28 protein-coding genes and 2 tRNA genes are annotated in these 26,884 nt (G+C 66.4%); 20 read left to right on the top strand and 10 right to left on the bottom strand.

Annotation, left to right across the window (positions count from 1 at the left end; translation table 11 throughout):
• Nucleotides 1-169 precede the first annotated feature (169 nt).
• Nucleotides 170-1,066 carry an RNA polymerase sigma-70 factor gene (locus IU452_RS32015; protein WP_228819123.1) on the top strand — a complete coding sequence of 299 codons (897 nt, stop codon included), beginning with the start codon at nt 170-172 and terminating at the stop codon, nt 1,064-1,066.
• Nucleotides 1,067-1,078: 12 nt separating this feature from the next.
• Here the strand turns inward: IU452_RS32015 and IU452_RS32010 are convergent, their stop codons facing one another.
• Entirely contained in the window at nt 1,079-1,723 is a 645-nt protein-coding gene (locus IU452_RS32010) for a dihydrofolate reductase family protein (protein ID WP_195112951.1), read from the bottom strand.
• Nucleotides 1,724-1,780: 57 nt separating this feature from the next.
• On the opposite strand from IU452_RS32010, the gene IU452_RS32005 reads away from it, so the two are divergent.
• The 3 genes from IU452_RS32005 to IU452_RS31995 all read left to right on the top strand — a co-directional run bounded on the left by IU452_RS32005 (nt 1,781) and on the right by IU452_RS31995 (nt 4,005).
• The gene (locus tag IU452_RS32005) at nt 1,781-2,320 is read left to right on the top strand and encodes a helix-turn-helix domain-containing protein (RefSeq protein WP_324192956.1); all 540 of its coding nucleotides are present in this window, start codon (nt 1,781-1,783) and stop codon (nt 2,318-2,320) included.
• A gap of 147 nt (nt 2,321-2,467) precedes the next feature.
• On the top strand, nt 2,468-3,550 hold the full coding sequence (locus IU452_RS32000; protein WP_324192955.1) for a cupin domain-containing protein: 1,083 nt from the start codon (nt 2,468-2,470) through the stop codon (nt 3,548-3,550).
• Nucleotides 3,547-4,005 carry a hypothetical protein gene (locus IU452_RS31995; protein ID WP_195112949.1) on the top strand — a complete coding sequence of 153 codons (459 nt, stop codon included), beginning with the start codon at nt 3,547-3,549 and terminating at the stop codon, nt 4,003-4,005. Before IU452_RS32000 ends, IU452_RS31995 begins: the two co-directional genes overlap by 4 nt.
• Nucleotides 4,006-4,021: 16 nt before the next feature.
• Here the strand turns inward: IU452_RS31995 and IU452_RS31990 are convergent, their stop codons facing one another.
• Entirely contained in the window at nt 4,022-4,549 is a 528-nt protein-coding gene (locus IU452_RS31990) for a CGNR zinc finger domain-containing protein (protein WP_324192954.1), read from the bottom strand.
• Between the two features lie 26 nt (nt 4,550-4,575).
• Here IU452_RS31990 and IU452_RS31985 point away from each other — a divergent pair, with 26 nt between their 5' ends.
• Both IU452_RS31985 and IU452_RS31980 read left to right on the top strand, forming a co-directional pair.
• Complete coding sequence (locus IU452_RS31985; RefSeq protein WP_195112947.1) at nt 4,576-5,523, top strand: EamA family transporter; 948 nt, start codon at nt 4,576-4,578, stop codon at nt 5,521-5,523.
• A 34-nt stretch (nt 5,524-5,557) separates the two neighbouring features.
• Nucleotides 5,558-6,748 (top strand): aldose epimerase family protein, encoded by a 1,191-nt coding sequence (locus IU452_RS31980; RefSeq protein WP_195112946.1) that lies wholly within the window; start codon nt 5,558-5,560, stop codon nt 6,746-6,748.
• Nucleotides 6,749-6,757: 9 nt separating this feature from the next.
• On the opposite strand, the gene IU452_RS31975 is transcribed toward IU452_RS31980, so the two are convergent.
• Together IU452_RS31975 and IU452_RS31970 are read right to left on the bottom strand one after the other, a co-directional pair.
• Complete coding sequence (locus IU452_RS31975) at nt 6,758-6,964, bottom strand: hypothetical protein (RefSeq protein WP_195112945.1); 207 nt, start codon at nt 6,962-6,964, stop codon at nt 6,758-6,760.
• A gap of 205 nt (nt 6,965-7,169) precedes the next feature.
• Entirely contained in the window at nt 7,170-8,009 is an 840-nt protein-coding gene (locus IU452_RS31970) for a TIGR03619 family F420-dependent LLM class oxidoreductase (RefSeq protein WP_195112944.1), read from the bottom strand.
• A 110-nt stretch (nt 8,010-8,119) separates the two neighbouring features.
• On the opposite strand from IU452_RS31970, the gene IU452_RS31965 reads away from it, so the two are divergent.
• From IU452_RS31965 to IU452_RS31940, 6 genes are all read left to right on the top strand, one after another.
• Nucleotides 8,120-9,154 carry a methyltransferase gene (locus IU452_RS31965; RefSeq protein ID WP_324192953.1) on the top strand — a complete coding sequence of 345 codons (1,035 nt, stop codon included), beginning with the start codon at nt 8,120-8,122 and terminating at the stop codon, nt 9,152-9,154.
• Nucleotides 9,155-9,470: 316 nt separating this feature from the next.
• Entirely contained in the window at nt 9,471-9,788 is a 318-nt protein-coding gene (locus IU452_RS31960) for a hypothetical protein (protein ID WP_195112943.1), read from the top strand.
• 97 nt (nt 9,789-9,885) lie between these two features.
• Nucleotides 9,886-10,146, top strand: a complete 261-nt coding sequence (locus IU452_RS31955; protein WP_195112942.1) for a hypothetical protein — start codon at nt 9,886-9,888, stop codon at nt 10,144-10,146.
• A gap of 36 nt (nt 10,147-10,182) precedes the next feature.
• Nucleotides 10,183-11,349, top strand: a complete 1,167-nt coding sequence (locus tag IU452_RS31950) for a sensor histidine kinase (RefSeq protein ID WP_195112941.1) — start codon at nt 10,183-10,185, stop codon at nt 11,347-11,349.
• The gene (locus tag IU452_RS31945) at nt 11,346-12,014 is read left to right on the top strand and encodes a response regulator (RefSeq protein ID WP_195112940.1); all 669 of its coding nucleotides are present in this window, start codon (nt 11,346-11,348) and stop codon (nt 12,012-12,014) included. The genes IU452_RS31950 and IU452_RS31945 overlap by 4 nt, the downstream gene beginning before the upstream one ends.
• A gap of 72 nt (nt 12,015-12,086) precedes the next feature.
• Nucleotides 12,087-12,674 carry a TetR/AcrR family transcriptional regulator gene (locus tag IU452_RS31940; RefSeq protein WP_195112939.1) on the top strand — a complete coding sequence of 196 codons (588 nt, stop codon included), beginning with the start codon at nt 12,087-12,089 and terminating at the stop codon, nt 12,672-12,674.
• A 12-nt stretch (nt 12,675-12,686) separates the two neighbouring features.
• Here the strand turns inward: IU452_RS31940 and IU452_RS31935 are convergent, their stop codons facing one another.
• Complete coding sequence (locus IU452_RS31935; protein WP_195112938.1) at nt 12,687-14,441, bottom strand: N-acyl-D-amino-acid deacylase family protein; 1,755 nt, start codon at nt 14,439-14,441, stop codon at nt 12,687-12,689.
• A gap of 182 nt (nt 14,442-14,623) precedes the next feature.
• On the opposite strand from IU452_RS31935, the gene IU452_RS31930 reads away from it, so the two are divergent.
• The 5 genes from IU452_RS31930 (at nt 14,624) to IU452_RS31910 (ending at nt 18,889) form a co-directional block, all read left to right on the top strand.
• Entirely contained in the window at nt 14,624-15,556 is a 933-nt protein-coding gene (locus IU452_RS31930) for an alpha/beta fold hydrolase (RefSeq protein WP_195112937.1), read from the top strand.
• Entirely contained in the window at nt 15,553-16,458 is a 906-nt protein-coding gene (locus IU452_RS31925; RefSeq protein WP_195112936.1) for a metal-dependent hydrolase, read from the top strand. Before IU452_RS31930 ends, IU452_RS31925 begins: the two co-directional genes overlap by 4 nt.
• A gap of 1 nt (nt 16,459) precedes the next feature.
• Nucleotides 16,460-17,566: a PDR/VanB family oxidoreductase gene (locus IU452_RS31920; RefSeq protein WP_324192951.1), complete on the top strand. Its 1,107-nt coding sequence runs from the start codon at nt 16,460-16,462 to the stop codon at nt 17,564-17,566.
• 87 nt (nt 17,567-17,653) lie between these two features.
• Nucleotides 17,654-17,914, top strand: coding sequence for a hypothetical protein (locus IU452_RS31915; RefSeq protein ID WP_195112935.1), 261 nt, complete (start codon nt 17,654-17,656; stop codon nt 17,912-17,914).
• Nucleotides 17,915-17,974: 60 nt separating this feature from the next.
• Nucleotides 17,975-18,889 (top strand): LGFP repeat-containing protein, encoded by a 915-nt coding sequence (locus IU452_RS31910; protein ID WP_195112934.1) that lies wholly within the window; start codon nt 17,975-17,977, stop codon nt 18,887-18,889.
• Nucleotides 18,890-19,075: 186 nt separating this feature from the next.
• Here the strand turns inward: IU452_RS31910 and IU452_RS31905 are convergent.
• Nucleotides 19,076-19,151, bottom strand: a tRNA-Lys gene (locus IU452_RS31905).
• Between the two features lie 251 nt (nt 19,152-19,402).
• Here IU452_RS31905 and IU452_RS31900 point away from each other — a divergent pair.
• Together IU452_RS31900 and IU452_RS31895 are read left to right on the top strand one after the other, a co-directional pair.
• Nucleotides 19,403-20,608: a L,D-transpeptidase gene (locus IU452_RS31900; protein WP_195112933.1), complete on the top strand. Its 1,206-nt coding sequence runs from the start codon at nt 19,403-19,405 to the stop codon at nt 20,606-20,608.
• 9 nt (nt 20,609-20,617) lie between these two features.
• Nucleotides 20,618-21,601 (top strand): adenosine deaminase, encoded by a 984-nt coding sequence (locus tag IU452_RS31895; RefSeq protein ID WP_195112932.1) that lies wholly within the window; start codon nt 20,618-20,620, stop codon nt 21,599-21,601.
• A 161-nt stretch (nt 21,602-21,762) separates the two neighbouring features.
• Here the strand turns inward: IU452_RS31895 and IU452_RS31890 are convergent.
• Nucleotides 21,763-21,835, bottom strand: a tRNA-His gene (locus IU452_RS31890).
• A gap of 54 nt (nt 21,836-21,889) precedes the next feature.
• On the bottom strand, nt 21,890-22,528 hold the full coding sequence (gene orn, locus IU452_RS31885) for an oligoribonuclease (protein WP_195112931.1): 639 nt from the start codon (nt 22,526-22,528) through the stop codon (nt 21,890-21,892).
• Between the two features lie 185 nt (nt 22,529-22,713).
• On the opposite strand from orn, the gene IU452_RS31880 reads away from it, so the two are divergent.
• Nucleotides 22,714-24,423 (top strand): helicase HerA-like domain-containing protein, encoded by a 1,710-nt coding sequence (locus IU452_RS31880; RefSeq protein ID WP_195112930.1) that lies wholly within the window; start codon nt 22,714-22,716, stop codon nt 24,421-24,423.
• Between the two features lie 116 nt (nt 24,424-24,539).
• Here the strand turns inward: IU452_RS31880 and lysA are convergent, their stop codons facing one another.
• Entirely contained in the window at nt 24,540-25,883 is a 1,344-nt protein-coding gene (lysA, locus tag IU452_RS31875; RefSeq protein ID WP_195112929.1) for a diaminopimelate decarboxylase, read from the bottom strand.
• Between the two features lie 161 nt (nt 25,884-26,044).
• The gene (gene cmrA / locus IU452_RS31870) at nt 26,045-26,839 is read right to left on the bottom strand and encodes a mycolate reductase (RefSeq protein WP_195112928.1); all 795 of its coding nucleotides are present in this window, start codon (nt 26,837-26,839) and stop codon (nt 26,045-26,047) included.
• Nucleotides 26,840-26,884: the final 45 nt, after the last annotated feature.

Here is a 26,884-nt window from a genome sequence, read left to right as displayed (position 1 = left end):
ACGGCACTGACGAACACGAGATGCCGACGACCCGACATTTGTGACACCTCCGGCGAGGTGACGTGCGCCACAACCGGACGGCACCCGATCGACTAGCGTCTCGATGTCACAAAACGGCAGGCCCCGGTGTCTGGTGGGTGACACAGTCGAGAGTGAACAGGAGCCACCCATGCCCGGCACGGCCCAAAACCCCGACCGCGCTACCGAAGCGTTTGTCGCCCACCGCAACCTGCTGTTCACCGTCGCCTACGAGATGCTCGGCTCGGCCGCCGACGCGGAGGACGTCCTGCAGGAGACCTGGCTGCGGTGGGTGGGCGTCGATCTCGGCACCGTGGAGAACGAGCGCGCCTATCTGGTTCGGATCACCACCCGCCAGGCCCTCGTCCGGCTGCGGACGCTCGGCCGCCGCAAGGAGTCCTATGTCGGCTCCTGGCTGCCCGAGCCGCTGCTCACCTCGCCCGATGTGGCCGAGGATGTCGAACTGGCCGACAGCGTCTCGATGGCGATGCTGCTGGTGCTGGAGACGCTCACGCCGACCGAGCGGGCGGTGTTCGTGCTGCGCGAGGTATTCGATCTGCGGTACGACGAGATCGCCGACGCCGTCGACAAAACTCCGGCCGCGGTCCGCCAGATCGCCCATCGGGCAAGGGAACACGTCGCCGCGCGTCGGCCGCGCGGGGTGGTGTCCCAGGCCCAGACCCGAGGTGCGCTCGAGGCCTTTCAGAGGGCTGTCGAAACCGGCGACGTGCAGGGTCTGCTCGACATTCTCGCGCCGGACGTCGTCTTGATAGGCGATGGTGGCGGAGTCAAACAAGCGGTGCTGCGGCCCGTCTCGGGCGCCGACAGGGTGGCCCGCTTGCTGTCCGCCAGCGGGGCCAGGATCGCCGCCAGGTCGCTGGAGTCGACCCAGGTCAACGGCTACCCGGCGCTGGTGCTCCGGCTCGACGGCGAACTCGACACCGTCGTCGCGGTGCGCATCGACGACGGCCTCATCACCGGGCTCTACGCCGTGCGCAACCCCGAGAAGCTGTCGCATATGCAGCGCGAAACCGCTCTGCGGCGCTGAGTCCGGTGGCGGTCACTTCCGCCAGAAGAAGTGATGCATCACCCCGCTCGGGCTCTCGATCCGCTCCAGATGAAACCGGTCGGCAAGGTCGTCGGGACTGGCCCACAACCTCTCACCGAGGCCGAGTTCGACCGGTGCGACGACGATATGCATCGTGTCGATGAGATCGGCGTCGAGGAATTCCCGGACCGTGGCCACGCCGCCGCCGATGCGCACGTCCTTGCCGTCGGCGGCGGCGAATGCCTGCGCCAGCGCTTCCTTCGGAGATGCATCGAGGAAATGGAATGTGGTGTCGCCCAGCGTGAACGAGGGCCGAACATGGTGGGTCAGGACGAATACCGGTGTGTGGAACGGGGGTTCGTCGCCCCACCATCCCTGCCAGTCGCAGTTCTCCCATGGGCCCCGCTGCGGACCGAATTTGTTGCGCCCCATGATCTCGGCGCCGATGTTGCGGTGCCAGTCGCGAACGAGGTAGTCGTCGAGGCCGTAGGTCCCTCCGGGATCGGTCCGGGTGGGCCAGTGAGCGGTGGCGCCTCCCCAGAAGAACAGCGCACCCGGGTCGGCGTGGCCGAACGGGCGATCGAGGCTTTGTCCCTCCCCCGCACCGTATCCGTCGCTGGACACACTGAAGTTTTGAACGCGGACCAACTGTGTCATCGCAACCCTTTCTGATTGCAATATGCAATCAGTTTGGAATCTACCTAGACTGATCCCGTGGCGCAACCAGTTTTTCGCGACAAGCTCCCGGTGGCACCGGGCAAGTCGGGCTGTCCGATCAATATGACGGTCGAGCTCCTCGGGGACCGGTGGAGCCTGATCGTCCTGCGCGACATCATGTTCGGCGGCAGCACCCACTTTCGGGAACTGCTCGCCGCATCCCTCGAGGGCATCGCGTCGAACATCCTGGCCTCGCGCCTGTCGAAACTCGTCGACGCGGGCCTGCTCACCCGCCACGACGATCCGAGCCACCGTCAGAAGGTCGAATACCGTCTCACCGAGGCGGCGATCCAGCTCGTCCCGGTGATGGCTCAGCTCGGCGCCTGGGGCGCACGCTGGTTGGACACAGAGCCGGAACTGACGGTGCGAGCCGAACTGCTGGCCGTGGGTGGTCCCCCGCTCTGGGAGCGATTCATGGCCGAACTCCGCGCCACCCACCTGTCCGGAGCGCCGACACCCGAAGACGGAGTGCTCGCGGAACTGACGGCCGCCTATCACCAGGCAGTTGCCGAGCGCGAATCGAGGTGCGAGCCTTGAGGAATGCTGGCTGATGGCCGCTCCCGCTTACACTCCCTCAGCCTGGATCGTTTCCTGGATCCCCTGAGATCCGAGGACTTTCTGCAGAGCCACTGGGAAAAACAGCCGGTGTTCGTCCGAAGGGGTGCGCCCGCGTATCTCAGCGGTTTGCCCGATGTCGAGACGATCGATGATCTACTCGCCACGACCATCCGGTCCGAGGACGATGCACGACTCGTTCGGGCCGGTGTCGATCGCACCGTCACGCAGCATCCCGTACCGCTGGACGCTCACGGTCTTCTCGACATCCAAGCCGTCTACCGGTACTACAGCATGGGTTATTCGGTGGTGGTGAATCGGATACATCGAAAATCCTCGCCGGTAGCACAGCTGTGTGGCGCCCTCGAGGCCGCTCTGCATCACCGAGTCGGTGCGAATCTCTATTTCACTCCTCGCGGCAGGCAAGGTTTCCTGCCGCATGTCGACACTCACGATGTCTTCATCCTGCAGCTGACTGGCTCCAAGGATTGGCGCGTCGCGTCTGCCCAGTACGAACTTCCGCTGCCGTCGGACAAGCCCCGTCCACCCGAGAAGCTGTCCGGCTGTCACGAGTACTCGCTGAAACGCGGTGACCTTCTTTATATCCCGCGGGGATTTCCGCACGAAGCGACCACAACGGCCGCGTCGTCGTCGCTGCATCTGACGATAGGCATCCATGTCTTCACGTGGGCGGATTTCCTCGAGGCGGCGATCGGTGTCCTCGCGACCGAACAGGTGGGCCTGCGCAGGGCGCTACCGATCGGTTTCATCGACACATCGTTCGAGCCGGGGATGATCTGCGAGCTGGTGGACGTGCTGGCGTCGGCGCTCACGTCGGGGGTCCTGACCGAGCAAGCCAAACAGCAGCTCGCAAGGCGGCTGATCGCGCGCGCGAAACCTGGGGTGTCTCACCAGTTCTCCAGCATCGATGCGACCGCAGACCTGGACGAGAACTCCATGATATTTCGTGATCCCAGCGCTCTCTGCTTGGTTCGAACGTCGCCCACGGAAGCAGTCATCGAGTTCGCCTCGAACTACGTCTCGGGACCCCTCCGATTGGAGGCGCCACTGATATTCATCGCGGAACACGAGAGATTCTCGGTCGGTGAGCTGCCCGGAGGCTTGTCCGACGCGGAAAAGATCGCCCTGGTAACCCGGCTGGTGAGCGAGGGGCTACTGGGCGTCTCCAACACGGAGGAGGTCGGGTCGTGAGTGACACCGGCGGAACATCATCGGACGCCTACGAGGGACTGAGCGACGACGAGCGGCGGATTCTTCGCCTCTGGCGCGAGAACCTCTTCATTCAGGATGCGAGGTACGAGAGCAAGGTGCTGCTCAAGTTGGCCATGCTGTCCATGGCCGACGAGCGGTTCCGCGCCCGGCTACTCGCCGAACCCGACAGTGTGTTGCGGGAGTTGCCGGCCGACACCGATCTGCCGGAGAACGTGACCATTCGATTTCTGGAGAACACGCCCACCGAGCTGAACGTGGTCCTGCCGCCGCGGGCAGAAGCGTTCCTCGCCCGGTCCGACGCCGCCGTGTTCGCGTTGCGTTCGCGCACCGAGACGTCGTTGTTCCGCGATGATGCCGATGTCGGAGATCCCTTGGGGGACTGGCACGGACATATCGATTTCGGCGACCCGCACATGCGAGACGGGTACAGCTAGACACGACCCTAGCCGGTTACTTGCCTTTTCCGGCCCTTGCGCGGTGGCGGCGCACCGCATCTCGGTTCGCGCATGCTCGGGTGCAGTAGCGTTGTCGCCCTCCTCGAGTCATGTCGACGAAGGCGCGCGCACACTCGGTAAGGGCGCAGCGGCCGAGCCGATGCAGGCCGTACTGCGTCAAATGCTTGGCGGCGGCTACCACCGTCACCGTGCGAAACACGGCCGCCAGGTGCTCGTCGTCGTCTTGGTAGTGCAGGTGCCAGCCGGTGTTGTCATGATCGGTGATTCGCGGATAGGCGGCCGTCTCGGCCAGTAATGCGTTGAGCAGGCGCACGCGGGTTTCCTCGGTGTCCGCGTCGATCACCTCGGCCCATCGAACCAGGAATTCGCGTATCTCGGCCAAGTCTCGGGCGTCGGCCTTCGCTCCGGTGCCGAGACCGGCGCTGTGCCACTGCCTGGTGATCTCGTCGGGATGAGTGGGTGGGTGATTGGTGAGGTTGGTCACGAGATCGAGTGCACCGCCGTAGTAATGGTTCTCATGCACAAGCCCATTACAGCACAGTCTCAGGTATGCCTGACGTTGCTTCCCAGCCGATCGCTGCCACCTCCGCATCGACCGCGTTGGCCCCTGCTATCTGGGGTTCCACCTATCTGGTCACGACCGAGTTCCTGCCGCCCGACCGGCCGCTGCTGGCGGCCACCGTCCGTGCACTGCCCGCGGGGCTCGTGCTGCTGTCGGTCGGCCGCGTCCTGCCCAGGGGGTCGTGGTGGTGGCGCGCCATTGTTCTCGGCGTGCTCAACATCGGCGCGTTCTTCTACCTGTTGTTCGTCGCCGCATACCACCTGCCGGGTGGGATGGCCGCGCTGGTCATGTCCACGCAGCCGATGATCGTTCTTCTGCTCGGTGGTGTATTGCTGAGGGAGAAAATCCGGGCCGTGCATATCGTTTCGTGCGTGCTGGGCATCGTGGGGGTCGCATTCCTCGTGCTCGGGCCGGGCGTGCATCTGGACAGCATCGGCATCCTTGCCGGTGTTCTGGGCGCGCTGAGCATGGCCGTCGGGATCGTGTTGACCAAGCGGTGGGGTCGCCCGTCCGAGGTGACACTGTTGACGTTCACCGGCTGGCAGCTCACCGCCGGTGGCCTTGTGCTGCTGCCGATCACGGTGGTCAGTGAGGCTTTGCCGGACCATCTGACGTGGCGAAATGCCGGTGGTTTCCTCTACTTGAGCGTCATCGGTGCCATGTTCGCCTACGCCCTGTGGTTCCGCGGCATCTCCCGGTTGCCCGCGTTGGCGGTTTCGCTGCTGGCCTTGGCTACACCGCTGTGCGCGACCGTGCTCGGCTACGTGTTCCTGCACCAGTCGCTGGAGCCGCTGCAACTGATCGGAGCGGCGGTGCTGATCGCGGCCGTCGTCCTCGCTCAGTCACGTGCGACCCAACCTGCCCGTACCGGGACCGCGGACGTCGCCGGGGTCGTATCCGGAATTCAACGCGGGAAGGATACGGCGGGCCGATAATGGCATGCCTAGGGCGGATATGTGAGGGGTGGTCATGCGCGGCAACGTTTTTCTCCGGGCGCTGGCACTCGTCGGCGTGGCGGGTGTGGCGGCGTGCGGCGATACGACGACCACTCCGGCGGGCGACACTGCTACCCCCGCGCAGCAGGCGCCGACGATCACCAGTGAGCCATTCGGCCGGGTGAACGACACCCAGGTGAGCCGCTACACGCTGTCCAACGGCCGGGGGATGCGGGTGGGGATTCTCGACTACGGCGGCATCATTCAGTCGCTCGAGGCACCCGATCGGGGCGGTCGCGTCGACAACGTGGTGCTCGGATTTCCGACCCTGGACGGATATCTGGCCAGCAATACCTTCGACAGCAAACCGTATTTCGGCGCCATCGCGGGTCGCTACGCCAACCGCATCGCCAAGGGCACCTTCAGCCTCGACGGCGTCGAGTACCACGTCCCGGTGAACAACAACGGCAACAGCCTGCATGGCGGAACCTCCGGCTTCGATCAGAAGGTGTGGCAGGCGACCCCGCAGAGCGGCGCCGACACGGCCGGGCTGCGGCTGCAATACGTCAGTCCCGCAGGGGAAATGGGCTACCCCGGATCGCTCACCACGACCGTCACCTACACCCTCGACCGCGACAACCGGCTGACGATCGATTACGGTGCCACCACCGACGCACCGACCGTGGTGAATCTGACCAACCACACGTACTGGAACCTCGCGGGGGAGTCGGCGCTCGACATCTACGATCACAAGCTCACCCTGAACGCCGATCGATACACCCCCACCGATCAAACCCAGATCCCCACCGGGCAACTCGCTCCCGTACACGGCACGCCGATGGATTTCACCACCCCGACCGCGATCGGCTCCCGGATCACCGCCGCCGATCCACAGTTGCTGACCGGCCAGGGATACGACCTGAACTGGGTGCTCAACCGCAGCGACGACACCTCGCTGGTGCGGGCGGCCACGGTACAGGACCCGGCGTCCGGCCGCGTCCTGACCGTGCACACGACCGAACCCGGAATCCAGTTCTACTCCGGCAATTTCCTTGCCGGAGCCTTCACCGGAACCAGCGGCCGCGCCTACCGCCAGGGCGCCGGGCTGGCACTGGAAGCCCAGCACTTCCCGGACTCACCCAACCATCCCGACTTCCCCACCACCAGATTGAACCCCGGCCAGACCTACCGTCAGACAACGGTTTTCCAGCTCGGCACCGAATGACCACTGCCGTCACCAGATATCGGTCCAGACCGGCCGCTCCGGAAGATCGAGGGCCACGGACCGCCCGCGCACCAGCATCGGTACCGAGGCGCCTTCCGGAAACCGGGCATGCAGCGCCTGGGCGGTTCTGCCACGAAGCTCCCAGAACAGATATTCCTTCCGGAGCTGATGGTCGACGCCGGTCTCCGGATGCACGAATCCGACCTCGATCCGCACCCGATGCTGATCGAACCCGTTGACCCTCTTCGACCGCCGGTAAGTGCAGCCCCCGCACCGGCGCCGAGCACCCACAAGGCACTCGCGGGACCGACAAGATTACGTCCCTTCCCCCACCCATATCCTCTCTCTGGTCTCCGTCGCCCCCACTACACCACGGTCTCCGCCGAACCGCTCATCACCCCTCGCTGTCGAAGGTTTCGCATCAGCGGCCGGCGCCGTCGCTGTGCAGCTCGGGCAGCCGGGCCGCCAGGGCCCGCATACGTCGTCCGAATCCCTCGACAGGGCCGAAGTGCAGTCCCAGGTCGTCGGGGCCGACCTCGGCCCACTCCCGTATCCGCTCGACCACGTCGTCGATCGATTGTGCGTCGTCGTTCCAGGTGTCGCGGGTTCCCGCCGACACCTTGTCCCCACCCAGTTCCCGCAGTCGGTCTCGGCGTGTGGCGAACTGCGCGGGGGTGAGGCCGACGCCCTGCCACATGTCGCCGACGAGTGCGGCACGGCGCAGTGCGGCATCGGAATTGCCGCCGATCAGCAGCGGTACCGGCGTCGCGGGGACGGGCTGGAAGACCGCGCGTTCGTCGAAGGCATAGTGGTTGTCGGCGTACGGGCCGCCTGCCCCGGTATGCAACCGGCGGATGAGCTGCAGCGCCGCAGTTGTGATGGCCCCACGCTCGGCGAAATCCGCTCCGACGGCCTCGAACTCGTAGGGCTGCCATCCGACGCCGACGCCCAAGACGAACCGGTCGCCGCTCAGATGGGCCAGTGTGGCGGCCTGCTTGGCCAACAGGATGGGTTCGCGCAAGGGCAGGATCAGCACCGACGTGCCGAGGGTGACACGGCTGGTCGCCGCCGCCACATGGGCGAGCGTCATCAGAGGTTCGTAGACGCCGCCGTAAACGGGGCCGTACTCGGCGGGCGGCAGGACGTGATCCGGGAGCCAGACTCCGGCGAAGCCCAGAGCCTCCGCTTCCTGGGCGAGCTCCACAAGCTGGGACACGGGCATTGCGGCCGATTCGTCCGGAAGGACGACGTGCAGACGCATGGGGGCGGCTCCTCTCGATGAACGACGCTTTCTCGGTCAGCGACAACACCGCGCCCTTGCCCGATCATCCAGCCGATTTTCGGTTGACAGGCGGAGCAGAGTGAATCCTTGTGGGACGCAACGACGATACGAATTCGATCCGGCGCATGGCCGGGCTGGCTACCCCCATGGCGCTGCGGGTTGCGGTAACTCTGGGGCTGCCGGATCGGTTTCTCGGCGCTGGCGCGTGCGTCGATGATGTCGCGGCCGAGCTTGCCGTTGCTCCGGTCGCACTCGATCTGTTGCTGGGCCACCTCGCGGCCCTCGGAGTCCTCGAATCGACTCCTACCGGCTACCGGACTACCGAATACGGAGCCAACCTGTGTGCCGCTGCCGACAATGGCCTGACCGATCTTTTGCATCTGGACGCCGCGGGTGGTCGCGCCGAGCTGGCATTCGTCGAACTGGCCCACAGCATCACAACCGGCAAAGCGGCGTACCCGCATCGCTACGGGCGGGACTTCTGGGCCGATCTGGCCGAATTCCCGCACCTGCGTGAGTCGTTCGACCGACAGATGACCCACCGGTTCCGCGACCAGATTCCGCAAATCGTCACCGATTTCGATTGGTCACGGTTTTCCACCATTGTCGATGTGGGTGGTGGCCAGGGCAGCGTGCTCGCCGCGATCCTGGCCGCCCACCCTCGGATGCGCGGCCACCTGGTCGATCTCGAACCCACTGCAGCCCAAGCGCATCGCACCTTCAGCGCTCACGGTCTGGAGGGCCGGACGCAGGTCACGGCGGGCAGCTTCTTCGATCCGCTCCCGGCCGGAGCGGACGCCTATTTGTTGGTCGACATCCTCCACGACTGGGACGACGAACACGCCCACCGCATCCTGACCCGATGCGTCGAGGCTGTTCACCCGGCCGGGCGCGTGCTGGTCGTCGAACCGGTCGGAGACGTACGGGCCACCAGCGAATTCAACCTGGCCATGCTCGTAATGTACGGCGGCCGTGAGCGGCGAATCGACGAATTCCGCGCGCTCGCCGCGACCCACGGCCTGATCCTGAACACGGTGACCGAGCTGACCGATCAACGCTGCCTTCTCGAATTCCACCCGGCCTCGTTCTCCGGCAGCAGGCCCGGGGACCAGCCGTATCGATAGCTGCGCAGCGACTCGAGTGTCCGCTGCGCGGGCGAGGTCGGCGCATTTGCCGGCTGTGCTCCTGCTCCCACAGCTCAATTGCTGTGCATATGCTGACTCGGAGGGGGAAGGCCTGCGATAGGTATGTGCGACGGGTTCGCGAAGGCGTTGAAATGGAGGAGTTGAGATGAAACCAATGCGCAGAGCGTCGACTGTGGCCGTTGGGGCAGCGGCGACTGCTGTTGTGGCGGCAACAGTGTCTCCTTCCGCCCTGGCCGACAGCGGGACCGGCCCCCAGACGACCTACGCCCTGACCCAAGGACCCTGCGTCGGCACCGTGAGCCCCGACGTCCACTGGGAAGGAAACGAGCCGAACATCTATCCCGGCGCAGTCAGATTCGATGTCAAGGGCTTTCTGGTCGGCATGCCCCAGTGCCGCGTCTACATCGGCTTCGACTGGCGCAACCTCGACACGGGCCAGAGCGGGACCGAATTCCGCCACCTGGAAGGTGTGGGTGACGTGGCGGACTCCGCCTACTTCCACCCGGCCTTCATTCCTGGCCCCGGCCGCATCACTGGGACGTTCTCGGTCAACGGAGCCCATGCCCCCGAGTTTGCGCCCGTAGAGTTCGTCATTCCCGACTACCAGCGGTAACCGGCCCAACCCATAGTCTGGGCATTCGGTACCTCCGGCTGGCCGGTCGGTACCTGGGGTGGAGGCGTCTGCATCGGTCCGGGACGGACAGTAGGACATGACCGTTGTCGGAATGTCGAAGGAGAAGACAATTATGTTCCGTGCTGTCTGGGCTGTGAGCGGACTCGCCGTCGCGGTGTCGGTGCTGTTGCTGATCGGGGCCTTCACCGCCGACTCGGCTGCGGGTGAGTCCGGTCAGGTCGCCGGCATGCTGGGGCTGATCGGATTGCTTTTCGGTGGGGCCATCGCGATGGCCGGCGCTCTCGTCCGGTTCGGTGTCACGAAGTCGGCCTCACGAGGCATCGACCACGATCACTGATCTGCCTCCGGACGTCCCGTCCAATCAGGAGGTCAGGTGAGTGCCATCCGGGTCGACCGGCGTCGATGGATCCTCGACGGTGTCGCTGCACTGGTGATGCTGATCGCCGGGACCGTCGAGGCCCTGGTCAGCGTCCACTACAACGTGTTCCCCAACCGGGGCACGCTTGTTCCCGTCGTCGTTGCCACGGCTGTGGCGGTCGGCCTCGCTCGGCGATGGCCGGGCGTGGCCGTGGCCCTGGTCTGGCTGATCTTCGGATTCCAGACCGTGACGGGTGCGCCGACGCTGGTGGTCCAGACGGCATCGGCCGTGGTGGTGTTCGGTACCGCCCGCTGGGGCGGTACCGCGACCATGGTGGCAGGTGCCCTGGCGGTCCCGGTGGCCGGTGTGCTGGCGGGGGTGGGTTCGGGGGCGTACGCCGCGTTCCTCGTGGCCGCTCTCTTCGGTGTCTGCTGGCTGGCGGGGCTGGCGCTGCGGCGCCTCTCCGACCGTGCGGCTCATTCCCTGGCTTCCCAGCGCGCCGCCGAGGAGGACGCCGCGCGGGCGCACCGCGAGAGTGAACAGGCCAAGGAGATCGCGCGGCTGCGCGAGGAGCAGGCACAGCTCGCTCGGGACGTCCACGACGTGGTCGGGCATTCGCTTGCCGTAATCCTTGCGCAGGCCGAGTCCGCCCAGTTCATCGACGACGCGGACAGCGCTGCGGTGCGGCGCTCGATGGCCGATATCGCGAAGTTGGCCCGCGCCTCCCTCCGGGACGTCCGCCAGGTCCTTGCCTCGAGCACGCCGTCCGAGACCGGCCCGGGCGAGCTGCACGACCTGGTCGAAGGGATACGCGCGAGCGGCCACGAGCTCACCTTCCAGGAGATCGGGACCGCCCGGACGCTGGCGCCCGAACTGGCCACGGTCGCCTACCGGGTGCTGCAGGAGATGCTCACCAACGCGATCCGGCACGGGACCAGGACCATCCCGGTCGCTGTCGATCTGCGCTGGGCCGACGAACTGCGGATCGAGACCGCCAACGCCATCGCGCCCGAGAACCCAACGGACAGCGGCCATGACGGTCGCGGACTCGACGGGATGCGGCGGCGGCTGGAGTCGGTCGGCGGTCGACTCGACGTTCAGCGCCGGCATCCCGAGAAGGCCGGGTGCACGGATATCTTCACCGTGACCGCCTGGGTCCCCGTCCGTAGGCTCGCCCCGTGAGCGACGCCGATGATATCCGGGTGCTCCTGGTCGACGACCAGGAGCTGTTCCGTACCGGCGTCACCGTGATCATCGACGCCCAGCAAGGGATGCGAGTCGTCGGGCACGCGTCCGACGGGTTCGAGGCGCTCGACCGCGTCGACGAACTCGAGCCGGACGTCGTGCTGATGGACATCCGGATGCCCGAGATGGACGGTGTCGAGGCGACCCGGCAGCTGTTCTCCCCGGAACGCGCCGCCCGGCGTACCAAGCCGCTGCGAGTACTGGTCCTGACCACCTTCAACCTCGATGACCGAGCCGCGACCGCAATTCGCCACGGCGCCAGCGGGTTCCTGCTCAAGGACACCACACCCGCGATGCTGTGCGACGCCATCCGCACCGTCTGCGCCGGCAATGCCGTCCTCGCGCCACACGACCTCACCACCCTGCTCGACGGCCACTTCCGCTCCCGCGCCCCCGTACCGGCGGCATACGCGAGCCTGACCGACAGGGAAAGGGAGGTATTCACCGCCGTCGCCAAGGGGAACTCCAACCTCGAGATCGCCGAACTCCTCTTCGCCGGTGAGTCCACCGTGAAGACCCACGTCGGCGCGATCCTGCGAAAACTGGGCCTCCGCGACCGAGTACAGATCGTGGTCTTCGCCTACGAGCACGGATTGGTCTGACCGGTCCGGCCACACAGCGGTTTGCGACGATAGGGGAATTGATCACACTCGACCAGAGGATGTCCTGTCGTTATGACGACCGCAGAGCAGTTCCGTGAGCGGATCCTCGACGCGGCCTACGAGTGTTATCTCGAGGCGCCGCTGTCGGAGCGGATGCACACCTTGATTGCCGAGCGGGCCGGGGTGTCCCGACCCACTGTGTACAAGTACGTCGGTGATCAGGAAGAGATTCGGCGCGCCCTGATGCTGCGGGAGGCGATGCGCTATATCGCGGCACTCGAACCGGTCTTCGCGCGGCGGCTACCGCTGCGCGAGCATTTTCGAGAACTGATCGTGTTCACGGTGGTCTACCTACGCGACAATGCCTTGTTCAAGGTGATGCTCGACGCCGCACCCGAGGTGGTCGCGCGGGGTCTGACGGTCGATTTGGCACCGCTTCTGGCTCTGGGCAGTTCGGTGGCGGAACCGATGCTGATGCGGTTGCACCCGGAGATGGGCGAACCGCGGGTGCCGCTGCATATGGTCATCGAGTGGGGCGTTCGGATCAGCCTGTCGCTGCTGACGACACCGAGCCCGTACGCCGAACTGACCCGCCCCGAAGCCATCCGCGCTCACGTCGACGCTCTGTTCGCGATCATCGAGCCGCCGACGGTGGCGTGAACGACAACCGGCTCAGCGAATACCGGCAGGCAGGAAACGCCCCACGCCCCAGTCGGTTCCGAGCCCTCGTGCCAGAGCCCCGTCACGATAGACCACGCGACCCGCAACTATGGTGGCGCTGACGGCCCCGGTGTCACGGTTGACCATGCGGCGCAGGCCACCGTATTCGGGCATCTCCTGCTCGGAGAGTCCGTGCACCTTCCGGTCCAGCCGATCGGGGTCGATGACGGCGATATCAGCACGGTCCCCCACCCGCAGGAATCCCGCATCTATGCCGAACCACTGCGCGAGTTCCCCGGTGAGCCGGTGCACGGCATGCTCGACGGACAGGAACGGCTTGCGCTTGTGCTGGGCGGATTTCACGCGCTCGAGCAGCCGCAAGTGGTAGTTGTAGAACGCCATATTGCGCAGATGCGCACCGGCATCACCGAAACCCATGTGCACATAAGCGTTGGCGGCGAGCTTGTCGAGATACTTCGGCCGGTCGTTGGCGATCGTGGTGCGCCAGCGGATATTTCGGCCGTAATCCACCACCAGGTCCAGAAACGCGTCGACGGGATGGATGCCACGCTCGCGGGCGATCTCTCCGAAGCTCTTGGCGATGAGCGTGTGGTCGGGGCATTCGACCACGACCGCGTCGAACAGGTCGCGATGCCAGATCTTGGGTGAGAGCTTGTTCTCGTAGTCGCGCCGGAACCAGCGCCGATACTCCTCGGACCGGAGCAGTTCATTGCGCTCGAGCTGGTCCTTGATATCCAGAGCCGCCGCACCGGAACCGAATTCCTCGAAGACCACCAGGTCGATACCGTCGGCGTAGACGGTGAACGGCACCGGCAGATGCTGCCAGCGGAACCGCCCCTTCAGCAGCTTGTTGAGAACCGGCGCGCCGTAGAGCATGAAGTAGATCAGTGGCGGATACGCCTTCGAATCGGCCGCCGCCAACAGCGACACCTTGAGCCGTCTGCGCCCGAACCGCCCCGCCGAGGCGAGGAAGAACTGGCCGATATTGACATTGAATCCGATGCGCGGGGTGCTCTGCAGAATGCGATCACGTTCCCGCAGCACGCGGTTGAGGGCGCGAAACTCCTTGCGGCGCACGAAGGTCGACGGCAGAGAGCGGGAGCGGTAGCGGTCACCGTCGAGCTTGTCAATCCAGTTGGTGGTGGACGAGAGCCCGAGAAAGCCCGCGTCCAGCGCCTCCGACAGCAGAGTGCACATGCGGTCGAGCTCGTCCGGCGTGGGACGGACGTGCTCGTCCACCGCACGATTCATACCCATCACGTGCACGCGCATATCCGAAAGTCCGAGAAATGAGGCGATATTCGGGCCGAGCTTCAGTTCGTCGACCGCCTTCACGTACTCGATGGGGTTGGCCCAGGTGCGGAACTCGTCCAGCACCCGGATCACGGCCTCGCGCGGCACGGCCTCCACCCGGCTGAAGATGTCGGCGCATTCGGTATTCGACGCCAGAATCGTTGTGAGCGAACAGTTCCCGATGACCACCGTGGTGACACCGTGCCGGACCGACTCACCGAGGGCGGGTGAGATCAGCATTTCGACGTCGTAGTGGGTGTGGATATCGACGAATCCGGGCATCACCCATTTGCCCGCCGCATCGATCACCTCGTCCGCGTCGGCGGGATCGAGACCGGCCGGGTTGATGTCCACCACCACGCCGTCGCGGACGGCGATATCGCTCACTCGAGGTGCGGCTCCGGACCCGTCGAACCAGATCCCGTCCCGCACGAGCAAGTCATACCGGCCCATCACCGGCCTCCTCTCAGATTCCGCGCGTGCCCCCGCGCGCTGTGGCCTGGCCGGCGGTAGGGATGCCCCCGGCGGAGATTAACGATACCTCCAGTACCATGCATTGACAATTACGACATATTCGTAAACGATACTGTCTGTCCGGCGCGGTGCCGGGTGCTCGACGAAGGGAGCGCGCAGCGGTGAGGCAAACGATCGCGCACTCGCCCAGGGTGGCGCACTTCTCCTTCGACTCGGTCGATGTCACCGCACTGACCTGGGGTGATCCGCGTGATCCCATCCTGATTGCGTTACATGGATTCCCCGACTCGGCCTGGACCTGGGAGGCGTTGGCCCCGGTTCTCGCGGCCGAAGGGCGATTCGTGGTCGCGCCGTTCCTGCGCGGGTACGCCCCGAGCTCCCTGGCTCGCGACGACGACTACTCGTTCGCCTCGCTCGTCGGGGATGTGCTGGACGTTTATCGGGCGGTCGGAGCGGACAACCGCACGGTGCTGGTCGGGCACGACTGGGGTGGGGCGATCGTCAGCGCCACCTCCAGCTGCCACCCCGAATTGTTCGCACGTACCGTGCTGATCGCCATCCCCCCTCTGGCGGCGGTCGTCGGATTGTTCACGCGCCGGGGGCCCCTACGCCCGCGGGTGACCGCACTGGCACGGCAACTACCGCGAAGCTGGTACATGGCTGTCGTCTCGATACCGTGGCTGCCGGAGCGGATCGGTGCCGCGCTGCCGCGGCTGCTGTGGCAGCTGTGGGCGCCGGAAGGCGGAGTCGACGCCTACCGTCGGCGTGGTGTGGCGGCATTGGCGACATGCGACCGCCGACGTGCCGCCTACAGCTACTACCGGGCGGTGTGGAATCCCTGGTACCGCCGCGCGCGCGGCTTTCGGGGACGTCAGCGACTCGCCCTGCGCGCCATGCGGAATCCGACGCTGTATCTGCAGGGGCGCGACGATACCTGCGGGCTCGAACGCACCGGTGCACAGGCCCTCGACTTCCTGCCGCCCGGAAGTGCGCGCATCGTCGTGGAACGGGCGGGCCATTTCGCGCATCTCGACCGGCCCGACGTGATCGCACGCCGCATCCTCGAATTCATCCGCTCAGGGGAGAAAGTATGAAATTGCTTGCCCGCCGACCGAAACCACCTCTGGACAGCGTCGAGGTCGGTCCGCTGCGGTTGAAGGCCCGCGAGGTGTCCTTCGATCTGAGTGAGACTCCGCTGCATTGGATTCCGGGGTATCCGGTCGCCTCCCATACGATCAGCGCTTATCATCTGCTCTTTCCGGAAGTGGAGCGGTTCTTCATCGCGGCCTTCAAGGAGGCGCTGCCCGAGATCCGGGATCGGCGACTGCGCGAGGATGTACTCGGCTTCATCGGCCAGGAAACCGTGCACGCCGATACCCACGATTCCTCGCTCGACGACTTTTTCCTGCGCAACGGGATCGATCCGGAACCGCCGCTGTGCCAGGCCCGATTTCTGCTGGGGCGGCTGCTGGGCCCGCGCGATTTCGGCGATGCCAAACGCAACCGGCAGTACCTGATCACCCGTTTGGCGATCACCGCGGCGCTCGAGAACTTCACCGCATTTCTCGGCCACTTCGTGCTGAATTGTGCATGGGACGAGGCCGGGGCCGATCCCGCCATGACAGCGCTGTTCCGCTGGCACGGCGCGGAGGAGATGGAGCACCGCACCGTTGCCCACGAGGTGGCCGAGTATTTCGATCCGCGCTACTCGCGCCGATTGCGCACGATGGTGGTGGTGCTGCCGTTCACCATCTGGATCTCGTGTCGCTTCATCTGGTATCTGATCAGCAATGATCCGAACCTCGGCTCCTCGCGGCTGCGGGCTTTGTGGCAGGTTGTGCAGGCCGGGCGTCGTGGCGTACTGCCCACGGTCCCGACGGTGCTCGGCTCGGTATTCGACTACCTGCGGCCCGGCTATTCGCCCGAATCCACGGGATCGATGGCTCAAGCATTAGGGCACCTCGCCAAGGTCGAGGCCCGCGGAAAGGCGGCATAGGGTGTCGACCGGCATTACGCGTGGTGAACTACCTCGGCATCTGCGCGGCCGATTCCGCCGCGACCCGCTCATGCGCATGATGAACGCGGGCCTGAACGCCTGGATGTGGGCCGAGAAGTTCACCCAGCTACCCGTACACGACACCAGCGAGCGCGGGGGGTTCTTCGAAGTCGACATCGCCAGGCGCGCCGGTGTTTCCGAGGACCACAGCGTTGTTGCATTGACGCTCGTCGCACCCGACGAACGCCCGCTACCCGAGTGGTTCGCCGGTGCGCATGTCGATGTCCGGCTGCCGTCGGGCGCACTGCGTCAGTACTCCCTGTGCGGCGATCCGCACGACCGATCCCACTACCGCATCGCCGTGCGCCTGATACCCGACGGCCGGGGCGGTTCCGCCGAGGTCCACAACAGTCTGGTGCCCCGGACACGGGTATGGATCGGAGCGCCGCGCAACGCATTTCCGCTCGCGATCGGCGGCTTCAACCAGCGGCTCATTCGCGTTCGCCTGATTGCGGGTGGTATCGGCATCACACCGATCCTGCCGATGATGCGCATGCTCGAGGCCGCCGGGATGCCGTGGTCATTGATCTACTGTGGCCGCACCCGCGAATCCTTGGCTTTCCTCGACGAACTCACGCTCTACGGCGATCGCGTGCAAACCCATATCGACGCCACCGACGGTCCTGCCACACTCGACCAGCTGCTGGGAGATCTTCCCGAGACAAATGCGGCGGTATACGCCTGCGGTCCGGCACCGATGCTCGACGCCGTGCGCCGAGCACTGGCCGAATATCCCGACGTGGAATTCCATGCCGAACGTTTCACGCCCGCGCCGGTGGTGGATGGAACCGAATTCGAACTCCGTTTCGGCACAACGGGTGAGACGGTGACGGTCGCGGCGGACCAGACGGCGCTCGACGCCATCCTCACGGTGCGACCCGACGCCACATTTTCTTGTCGGCAAGGGTTCTGCCGCTCGTGCATGGTGCGGATCCTCGATGGCGAGCCCGATCACCGATCGCCGGCCCTGAGCCCGGAGGAGATCGAGGCCGGGCTCTTTCTGCCGTGCGTGTCGCGAGCACGGGAGAATCTCGTTCTCGACCTCTGAGCGTGCCCGTCGGGTGAGCCCGGTTTAATTGGCAACTCCTCGGCTATCCCCGGCTATGTAATGTCCGTCACGTTAGAGGGAGGCAGCATGGAGTGGCTTTTGGGTCTGCTCGGCGGGCTGGTCGGTGGCGGGGTCGGGGGAGCCAAGAGCCCGATGGGCCCGGCTGTGAGCGGTGCGGCCGGGGCGGTCGGCGGGGGGATCACCGGAGGGATCATCCAAGCCGCCACCAGTAGCGGGCTGGATTTCGGTCAGATCCTCGCCCAGGTTGCCGGTGGCGGCGTGGTCGGCGCCATTGTCGCCGCGATCGTCGGGTTCGCTACGAAGTCGAGAACCAGCGAACTGCACTGATGCGTTTGCCTGCACATGACGGCCGCGTTCGATGTCGGCCCATTCTCGAGGAGGCTTTCGATGGGGCAGTGGAAGAAGACGGTGTCCGCGCTGGCCGGGTTGGGCTGCGCTGCCACGCTGAGCGTGGGAATGTTGCTGGGCCCGCCGGTGTCGGCGCAGCCTGCCGGTGCGGATGCCGCGATCGATGCGCACTACCGGGAGAAAGGCGGCGCGTCGTCGCCGCTGGGTGAGAAGGTCGGCGAACCGTATGCGTTCGGGCCCGGCGGGGCGGCGCAGGATTATCGAGGTGGGAAGATCATCTACTCGCCGGATACGGGCGCGAAGGTGATGTACGGCGCCATCCTCGACAAATATCTGGCGCTGGGCGGCCCCGATGCCGGCCTGGGCTACCCCAAGAACGACGAGTCGGACGCCCCGGTCGCCGGCACGGCTCGCTACAGCGAGTTCTCGGCGGCGGATGGGGCCACGATCCAGTGGAGTCCGCAGAACGGTGCCTGGCTGGTGCGCGGTCCGATGCGAACCGCGTGGTCGCACCTGCACGCGACCGATGGCGTGCTCGGTAGCCCGATGACCGACACCACGGTCGCCGATGGCGTCTACAGCCAGACCTTCAGCGGCCAGAACGGCTCTCCGGTCGAGGTTCGCTGGAGTCAGGCGGACGGCTTCGCCACCGTGCCGCCCGAGATCGCCGGCCAGCTCGCCGGCATCGACGTGTCGACACCCGGCCCCGCCCCTGGCGAGGCTGCCGCTCCGGCGCCTGCCGACGACCAGGCAAACACAGCACCCGCCCACGAGTCGAACGCGAAGTGGTGGGCGCTCCCGATCGGCCTGCTCATCGCCGCCATCGCGGGCGCAATCGCCGCAATGCTCGTGCGGGGATCCAGCGGCGGTCGCGACACCCGAACGACCACCACGACGACCAGCAGTCGCCAATACGGCGGCGGCGCACACCTGTGGCGGCCGTCGCACCGATAACCGCAGCGACATTAAGGGTCACTGCCTGGATGCCTGGTCGGATGAAGCGCCGACCAGGCATCCACATGCCAAACCACCGGCACCAATCTCGCCCGACGCATGAAAACCGTTGGTGGAAGCGAAATCCGAAGCGTGTTCCAACGCACTGGAGCACGGGACCCGAGGATTCGGTGTGTGAGTGGAAAATGGTGCGCCATCAGGGACTCGAACCCCGAACCCGCTGATTAAGAGTCAGCTGCTCTGCCAATTGAGCTAATGGCGCGTGATGCTTGCCGGGCGGGGCGGTGGGCTCCGTTCCGGTGCGGGGAAAACGATAACAGGCCGTGGTGGGGAAAGTGAAATCGCCTGTTCAAGGGGGGTGGGAGGGGGTTGTTAACGGATTGGGGGTGGGGGCGGATGAAGGGGGAAACCGGGGTGTCGTCTCGGCGTCTCGGGTCTTTCTGGCTGGCAGAATGGTTGGAAGGTGTCTCGATCGGCCCGCGGGGTTGCGCGAGACTGGGAACGGGGTTGGACATGAGCATATGGCGGCGTCGGCATCGGTCGAGGGTGCTGGGGTGGCTGGCCGTGGTTTCCGTGCTGGCGTTGGCGGTCACCGGATGCAGTAAGTCGCGGGCGAGTGAGCAGGGGGCAAGTCCGCAGGCCAAACCGATCGCCGAACTTATTCAGCCCCAGCTCGTTTCGCCGATCGCCGACGGCGCGGTCGGTGTCTCGCCCGCGGATCCGCTGCTGCTGCGTGTCGACAACGGCCAGATCACCGGTGTGACCTTGACCAATCCCGAAGGCCGCCCCGTCGCGGGGCAGATCGCGCCGGACGGCCGGTCCTGGCAGTCGACCGAGCAGCTCGGTTTCGGGCGCACCTATCGGTTGCAGGCCGAGGCGATCGGTCTCGGCGGGACAGCCACCACTGTCGTGAGTTTCACCACCTTGGCGCCGCGCAACCGCACCCACCCCTGGTTGCTGCCCGGCGACAACGAGGTGGTGGGCATCGGACAGCCCGTGGCCATCCAGTTCGACGAGAACATCCCGGATCGGCGCGCCGTGCAGGCAGCGATCAAGATCACAACCGTGCCGCCGGTCGAGGGCGCGTTCTACTGGGTGAGCAACCGGGAGGTGCGCTGGCGGCCCGAGCATTTCTGGGCGCCGGGCACCAAGGTCGCGGTCGAGGTGAACGCCTACGGTCGTGATTTCGGCAACGGTCTGGTCGGCGACGCCGACATCCGTGCCGCATTCACCATCGGTGACGCGGTGATCTTCACCGCGGACGACAACACCAAGACGGTGACCGTCGAACGCAACGGTGAGGTCATCCGGACCATGCCGACCTCGATGGGGAAGAATTCCACGCCCACCGACAACGGCATCTACATCATCAGCGATCGCTTCGACCGCATCATCATGGATTCCTCCACCTATGGCGTCTCGGCGACCGGACCGGACGGCTACCGCATCCCGGTGGACTGGGCCACCCGCATGTCCTACAGCGGCATCTTTATGCACTCCGCGCCCTGGTCGGTGGGCCAGCAGGGCTATTCGAACACCAGTCACGGCTGCCTGAACCTGAGCCCGGCCGACGCCAAATGGGTGCACGACAACGCCAAACGCGGCGATATCGCGATCGTGAAGAACACCGTGGGCGGCACCCTGTCGGGCGTGGACGGGCTGGGCGATTGGAACATCCCCTGGGCGGAGTGGAAAGCAGGCAACGCCGAGCAGGGCTAAGATGCCCGGATGCCCGTACCGAAAGCCGAACTGCACCTGCACATCGAAGGAACCCTGGAACCGGAGCTGGCATTCGCGCTGGCCGAGCGCGACGGCACCGAGCTGCCGTTCGCCTCGGTAGAGGAGCTGCGGGCCGCCTACCGGTTCGAGGACCTGCAGTCGTTCCTCGACCTCTACTACCGGCTGACGGACGTGTTGCAGACCGAACAGGACTTCACCGACCTGGCCGAGGCCTATCTGTCCCGGGCGAGCGCGGAGGGTGTCCGCCATGCCGAGATCTTCTTCGACCCGCAGGCGCACACGGCCCGCGGCGTGCCCTTCGCGACCGTGATCGACGGGCTGTGGAAGGCGCTGTACGACAGTGAGCAGCGCTACGGCATCTCGACCGCGCTGATCATGTGCTTCCTGCGGGACCTGTCCGCCGAATCCGCCCTGGAGACCCTGAACGCCGCCGAGCCGTATCTGGATCGGATCGTCGCGGTCGGCCTGGATTCCGCGGAGGTCGGTCACCCGCCCGCCAAATTCGCCGCGGTCTACCGGCGCGCCCGCGAGCTGGGGCTGCGCGCCGTCGCGCATGCCGGTGAGGAGGGACCGGCGGCGTATGTGGCCGAGGCGCTGGATGTGCTGGGTGTCGAGCGGATCGACCACGGCATCCGGGTCCTGGAGGATCCGATGCTGGTCGAGCGGCTGGTGCGGGAGCGAATCCCGCTGACGGTGTGCCCGTTCTCCAATGTGCGGCTGCGCGTGGTGGACCGGCTGGCCGATCACCCGCTGCGCCGGATGCTCGACCTCGGCTTGGTCGCCACGGTCAATTCCGACGACCCGGCCTATTTCGGCGGCTACGTCCACGAGAATTTCGACGGCATCCAGGCCGCCCTGGACCTGACCGTCGATCACCTGCGCACCCTGGCCCGCAATTCCTTCGAGGCCTCTTTCATCGACGAGCCCACCCGCGCCCGCTACCTGGCCGAACTCGACGCCTACACGTTCTGAGCGACCGGTCGCACAGCCACCGTCTGCGGCCGATAATCGCTGCGCCTGTTCGTGTCTGGAGAATGCGCGCTGACAATCGATGGCTGCCGACGGGAGGGCGACAGCGGCAGCGAGTAGCAAGAGGGCCAGGTCGGAAGTTGATCTCCGACCTGGCCCTTTCGGGTGACCGACGGGACTCGAACCCGCGACAGCCAGGATCACAACCTGGTGCTCTACCAACTGAACTACGGTCACCATTGCCGGTTGTTTCCGGCGCGCTAGATCGTAACGCGAATCCCTGGGCGACACCTAATCGGTGTGGTCAGGGGTGGTTTCCTGGGTGGTGGGGGCGGCGCCGAGCTGGGCGGCGACGGCCGCGATCTCGGTGGTCGACGGGCCCGGCGCGGGGACGAAGGCGGTGCGGCGGTAGTACTCGAGTTCGCGGATGGACTCCTTGATATCGGCCAGGGCGCGGTGGGTGAGGCCCTTCTCCGGCTGGCCGAAGTAGATGCGCGGATACCAGCGCCGGCATAGTTCTTTGATCGAGCTCACATCGATCATGCGGTAATGCAGGTGCGAATCGAGGGCGGGCATATCCCGGGCGAGGAAACCGCGGTCGGTGGCGATGGAGTTGCCGGCCAGCGGGACGGTTCCCGGCGTGGGGACCCATTCCTTGACGTAATCCAGGATCTGCTGCTCGGCTTCTTCCAGGGTGACGGTGGATCGGCGCACCTCGTCGGTCAGGCCGGAGCGGGCATGCATCTCCTGGACGACGGGCGGCATCGCGGCGAGCGCCGCATCGTCGGCGTGGATGACGATGTCCACACCCTCACCGAGAATGTTCAGGTCGCTGTCGGTCACGAGCGCGGCCACCTCGATCAGCTTGTCGCTGTCCAGGCGCAGGCCGGTCATCTCGCAATCGATCCACACCATGAGTTTGTCGGACACCCGCGCCACATTACTGGGTGCGCGGTGGTGGCCCGGGCGGTCCGTGGCGTTGCGACGCGATTGCCGTCAGGCCGGTTGCCGCCCATCGGCGGTGCCTCGGAGTTATGGTTTGCGCAGCATCCGTGCTTGGTTCAGGCGGTCGGCAATGTTGGCGGATAGTTGGCAGGGCGGACGGAGGATCGGCGATGACAAGCCCTCAGAAGAAGGCGGCGGCGGCCCGGAAGGCAGCCGAGGAACAGGCGGCGGACGCGGCAGAGCGCGAATCCGCCGAGGATCGGACGAAATCCGGGTCGGCCGCGAAATCGAAGAAGAACGCCGATTCGGTTGGAGGCCAGGGTAATTCGAAGAAGGACTCGGAAAAGGGTTCCAGTAGTGCGGATTCCGGCGTAGCGCAGGAGATCGCGGCCGGGTACGCGTTCGACGGCGCGGCATTGGACCTGGGTACCGTGGTGGTCGACGACGAGGTCGATTCCAGTGCGCGCGTGCGGATTCCGCTGCGCACCATCAACCGGCACGGCCTGGTCGCGGGCGCCACGGGCACCGGTAAGACGAAGACGCTGCAGGGGATCGCCGAACAGTTGTCGGCCGCGGGTGTTCCGGTGGTCCTTGCCGACGTGAAGGGCGACCTCTCCGGTTTGGCGCAGCCGGGCCAAGCCAACGACAAGATCACGGCGCGCGCCGCGGAAACCGGCGATACCGAGTGGGCGCCCGCGAGTTTCCCCACCGAGTTCGTCTCCCTGGGCACCGGCGGGATCGGAGTGCCCATCCGCGCCACCATCACCTCGTTCGGTCCCGTGCTGCTCAGTAAGGTGCTGGGGCTCAACGAGACGCAGGAGTCCACCCTCGGGCTGATCTTCCACTGGGCCGACAAACAGGGCCTGGCGCTGCTGGATCTGAAGGATCTGCGCGCGGTCATCCAGCATCTGACCAGTCCCGAGGGTAAGGATGATCTCAAGGGGATCGGCGGTGTGTCCGCGGCCACCGCCGGGGTGATCCTGCGGGCCCTGGTCAATTTGGAGGGCGAGGGCGGTGACACGTTCTTCGGTGAGCCCGAACTGGATCCGGCCGATCTGCTGCGCACGGAGGGCGGGCAGGGCGTCATCACGCTGTTCGAATTGGGTGCGCAGGCCTCGCGGCCGGTGTTGTTCTCGACCTTCCTGATGTGGGTGCTGGCCGATCTGTTCCAGACTCTGCCGGAGGTCGGCGATGTGGACAAACCCAAGCTGGTGTTCATCTTCGACGAGGCGCATCTGCTGTTCAACGACGCCTCCAAGGCCTTCCTCGAGCAGGTGGAGCAGACGGTGAAGCTGATCCGCTCCAAGGGTGTCGGCGTGTTCTTCTGCACGCAGTTGCCCACCGACGTCCCGAATTCGGTTCTGTCCCAACTGGGTGCGCGCATCCAGCACGCGCTGCGCGCCTTCACCCCGGAGGATCAGAAGGCGTTGTCGAAGACGGTGCGCACCTATCCCAAGACGGCCGCCTACGACCTCGAAAAGGCGCTCACCTCACTGGGAATCGGCGAGGCGGTGGTGACGGTGCTGTCGGAGAAGGGCGCGCCCACCCCGGTCGCATGGACCCGGTTGCGCCCGCCGCGTTCGCTGATGGACACCATCGGCGACGACGGTATCCGCTCCCGCGCCAAGTCCAGCTCGCTGGCGGCCAAGTACGGCGAAACCGTCGACCGCGAATCGGCCTACGAAATGCTCGCCGCGAAAGTCGCTGCGGCCGAACCGGAATCGGCGCCCGCACCGCGCTCGTCCCGCTCGGCCCCGGCCGAGGAGTCGGCGGCCGACCGCATCATGAAGAACCCGGCGGTGAAGAGCTTCCTCCGCTCGGCCGCCACCGCCGCGGGCCGCGAAATCAGCCGCAGCATCTTCGGCACCCGCAAGCGGTGACAGGGCTGACCGGCGGCCCGGCCGCCGCCCGGTAGGTCGGCCGCACCGGAGGGATCCCCCGGGATGGGGGCGGGGCGGTCGATCTGCCGTAGTCGGCCGGGTCGCCGGTGTCCGGCTCAGCCGAGGTCGCGGCTGAGCAGGTCGGCGGGGGTTTCGCGACGGATCAGCTGCTGGCAGCGGCCGGCCTGGACCGAGACGATCGGGGGACGGCCCACGCCGTTGTAGGAGGAGGCGAGGCTGTGGTGATAGGCGCCCGTGCAGGGCATCGCCAGCACCTCGCCGGGGCGCAGGTCGGCGGGCAGCGAGACGTCGGCGGCGAGGATATCGCCCGCCTCGCAGTAGCGCCCGGCCACCGTCGCGGCCATATGCGGGCCGGTGGGGTGACGGTTGGCGACGACGGCGTCGTAGCGGGCGCCGTAGAGCGCCACGCGCGGGTTGTCGTTCATGCCGCCGTCGACGATCACCCAGGTGCGCCCGCCCTCGATGTGCTTGACGGCCATCACGCGGTACAGGGTCACCCCGGCGCGGGCGACGATGGCCCGGCCCGGCTCCAGCGCGATGTGCGGGCGCGGGAAGCGGTTGAGCGAGCAGGCGGCGTCGAGGGCGTCGTCGATGATGTCGGCCAGTTCGATCAGGTTCATCTCGGCGTCACCGCACCGGTAGGCGACGGCGTGGCCGCCGCCGAGGTCCAGCTCGGTGAGCGTCACGTCGTAGTCGCGGCGGACCCGGGCCATCTCGGCGACCATGCGGCGCACCGCCTCGCCGTAGAAATCGGGGTCGTGGATCTGGGAGCCGAGGTGGCAGTGGAAGCCGACCAGCTCGAGGTTGGGCTGGCGCAGAATCCGCTCGATGGCCTCGGTGGCCTGGGCGCTGCCCAGCGGCAGGCCGAACTTCTGATCCGTCACGCCGGTCCGCACGGCCGGATGGCCGTGCACGTCGATATCGGGGGACAGGCGCAGCAGGACCTGCTGCGGCCGATTGGCCAGTGCCGCCAGCAGCGTCACCTCGGTGAGCGAGTCGACGACGATACGGCCGACACCCGCGGCCACCGCCGTCTCCAGCTCACAGAACGGCTTACCGCTGCCGTGCAGCACGATGCGCTGCGGGTCGACGTCGGCGGCCAGCGCGATGGACAGCTCGCCGGCCGAACACACGTCCACCGACAGCCCCTCCTCGGTGATCCACTTGGCCACCGACTTGGTCAGCAGGGCCTTGGCCGCATAGATGATCTCGGCGTCGGGGAAGTACTTCCGGTAGGCCTGGCAGCGCCGGCGTACCTCGGTCTCGTCCAGGACGTAGGTGGGGGTGCCGTACTGGTCGGCGATATCGGCGAGGGCAACGCCGCCGACGGTGATGCGGCCGAGGTCGTCGTAGTGGGTTTCGCACGGCCAGATCATGGTGTCGAGTCGCGGGGAAGGCATTCCCGACCGCAATGACGGGAAGATCTCCAGCAGCGTCACGGCTTCTCCTGTGAGTTCCCCGCTTTCTCCTTACTGCGGGGCCACCGACAGGACTACGCCGATTCCGGTACCGCGAACCCGCTGGATACGCGCCCTTGACACCCGGCCGCCCTATTTTGATGCGGCACTGACATCGATGTGACCGGGCCGACGCCCGGCCCTCAGCCGCCCAGCTTCTTGTAGAACGAGCCGACGATCGGGGCGGTCACCGCCCGGGGCGCGTACTGCCCGGCCACGCTCATACCCTTGCTGATCAGGCCCGGGACCACGCGCATCTTGTTGCGGGCGAGGGCGTCGATGGACATCTTGGCGGTGGAGGCGGCCGAGACCCAGATGAAGTCCGGGATCTTGGTGCTCACCTCCTCCTGGTCCGGGTTGTCGGTGCGGACCGGGCCGGGGGCCAGCAGGGTGACGTGCACGCCGGTGCCGGTCAGCTCGCCGCGCAGCGATTCGGAGAAGCTGTTGGTGAACGCCTTGCTGGCCGCGTAGGTGGCGTTGTTCGGGATGGGCATGTTCCCGGCCGCGGAACCGGTGATGAGGATGCCGCCGCCCTTGCGGGCGAGCATGCCGGGCAGCACGGCCAGGGTGAGGTCGTGCACGGCGACCGCATTGAGTTCCATCACCGCACGCTCGAAGTCGAGGTCGAGGTCGGCGACCGGGCCGAAGGTGGCGACACCGGCGTTGTTGCACAGGATCGCGATCTCGCGGGAGGCGAGCTCGTTTGCCAGGGGGGCACGCTGCTCGCGATCGGACAGATCGACCGCCCGCACCTCGGCGGTGATCCCGTACCGCTCGGTCAGCCGCTGTGCCAGTTCGGCCAGCAACTCGCCCCGGCGAGCCACCAGGATCAGCGAATACCCGCGGCTCGCCAACTCCTCGGCGAGCGCGGTTCCGATACCGGAGGAAGCCCCGGTGACGACGGCACGGTTCTCGGCGGTGGGTGCAGGAAGACTCACGCGGGGGAGCCTACCGGGCGGCGGGTGGGGTGGGGCTGGCACCAC

It is taken from the genome of Nocardia transvalensis, from assembly GCF_015477765.1.
Classification (GTDB): Bacteria; Actinomycetota; Actinomycetes; order Mycobacteriales; family Mycobacteriaceae; genus Nocardia; species Nocardia transvalensis_A.
The sequence above is the reverse complement of the archived record's forward strand: the minus strand, read 5'-3'. Positions and strand labels throughout refer to the sequence as shown.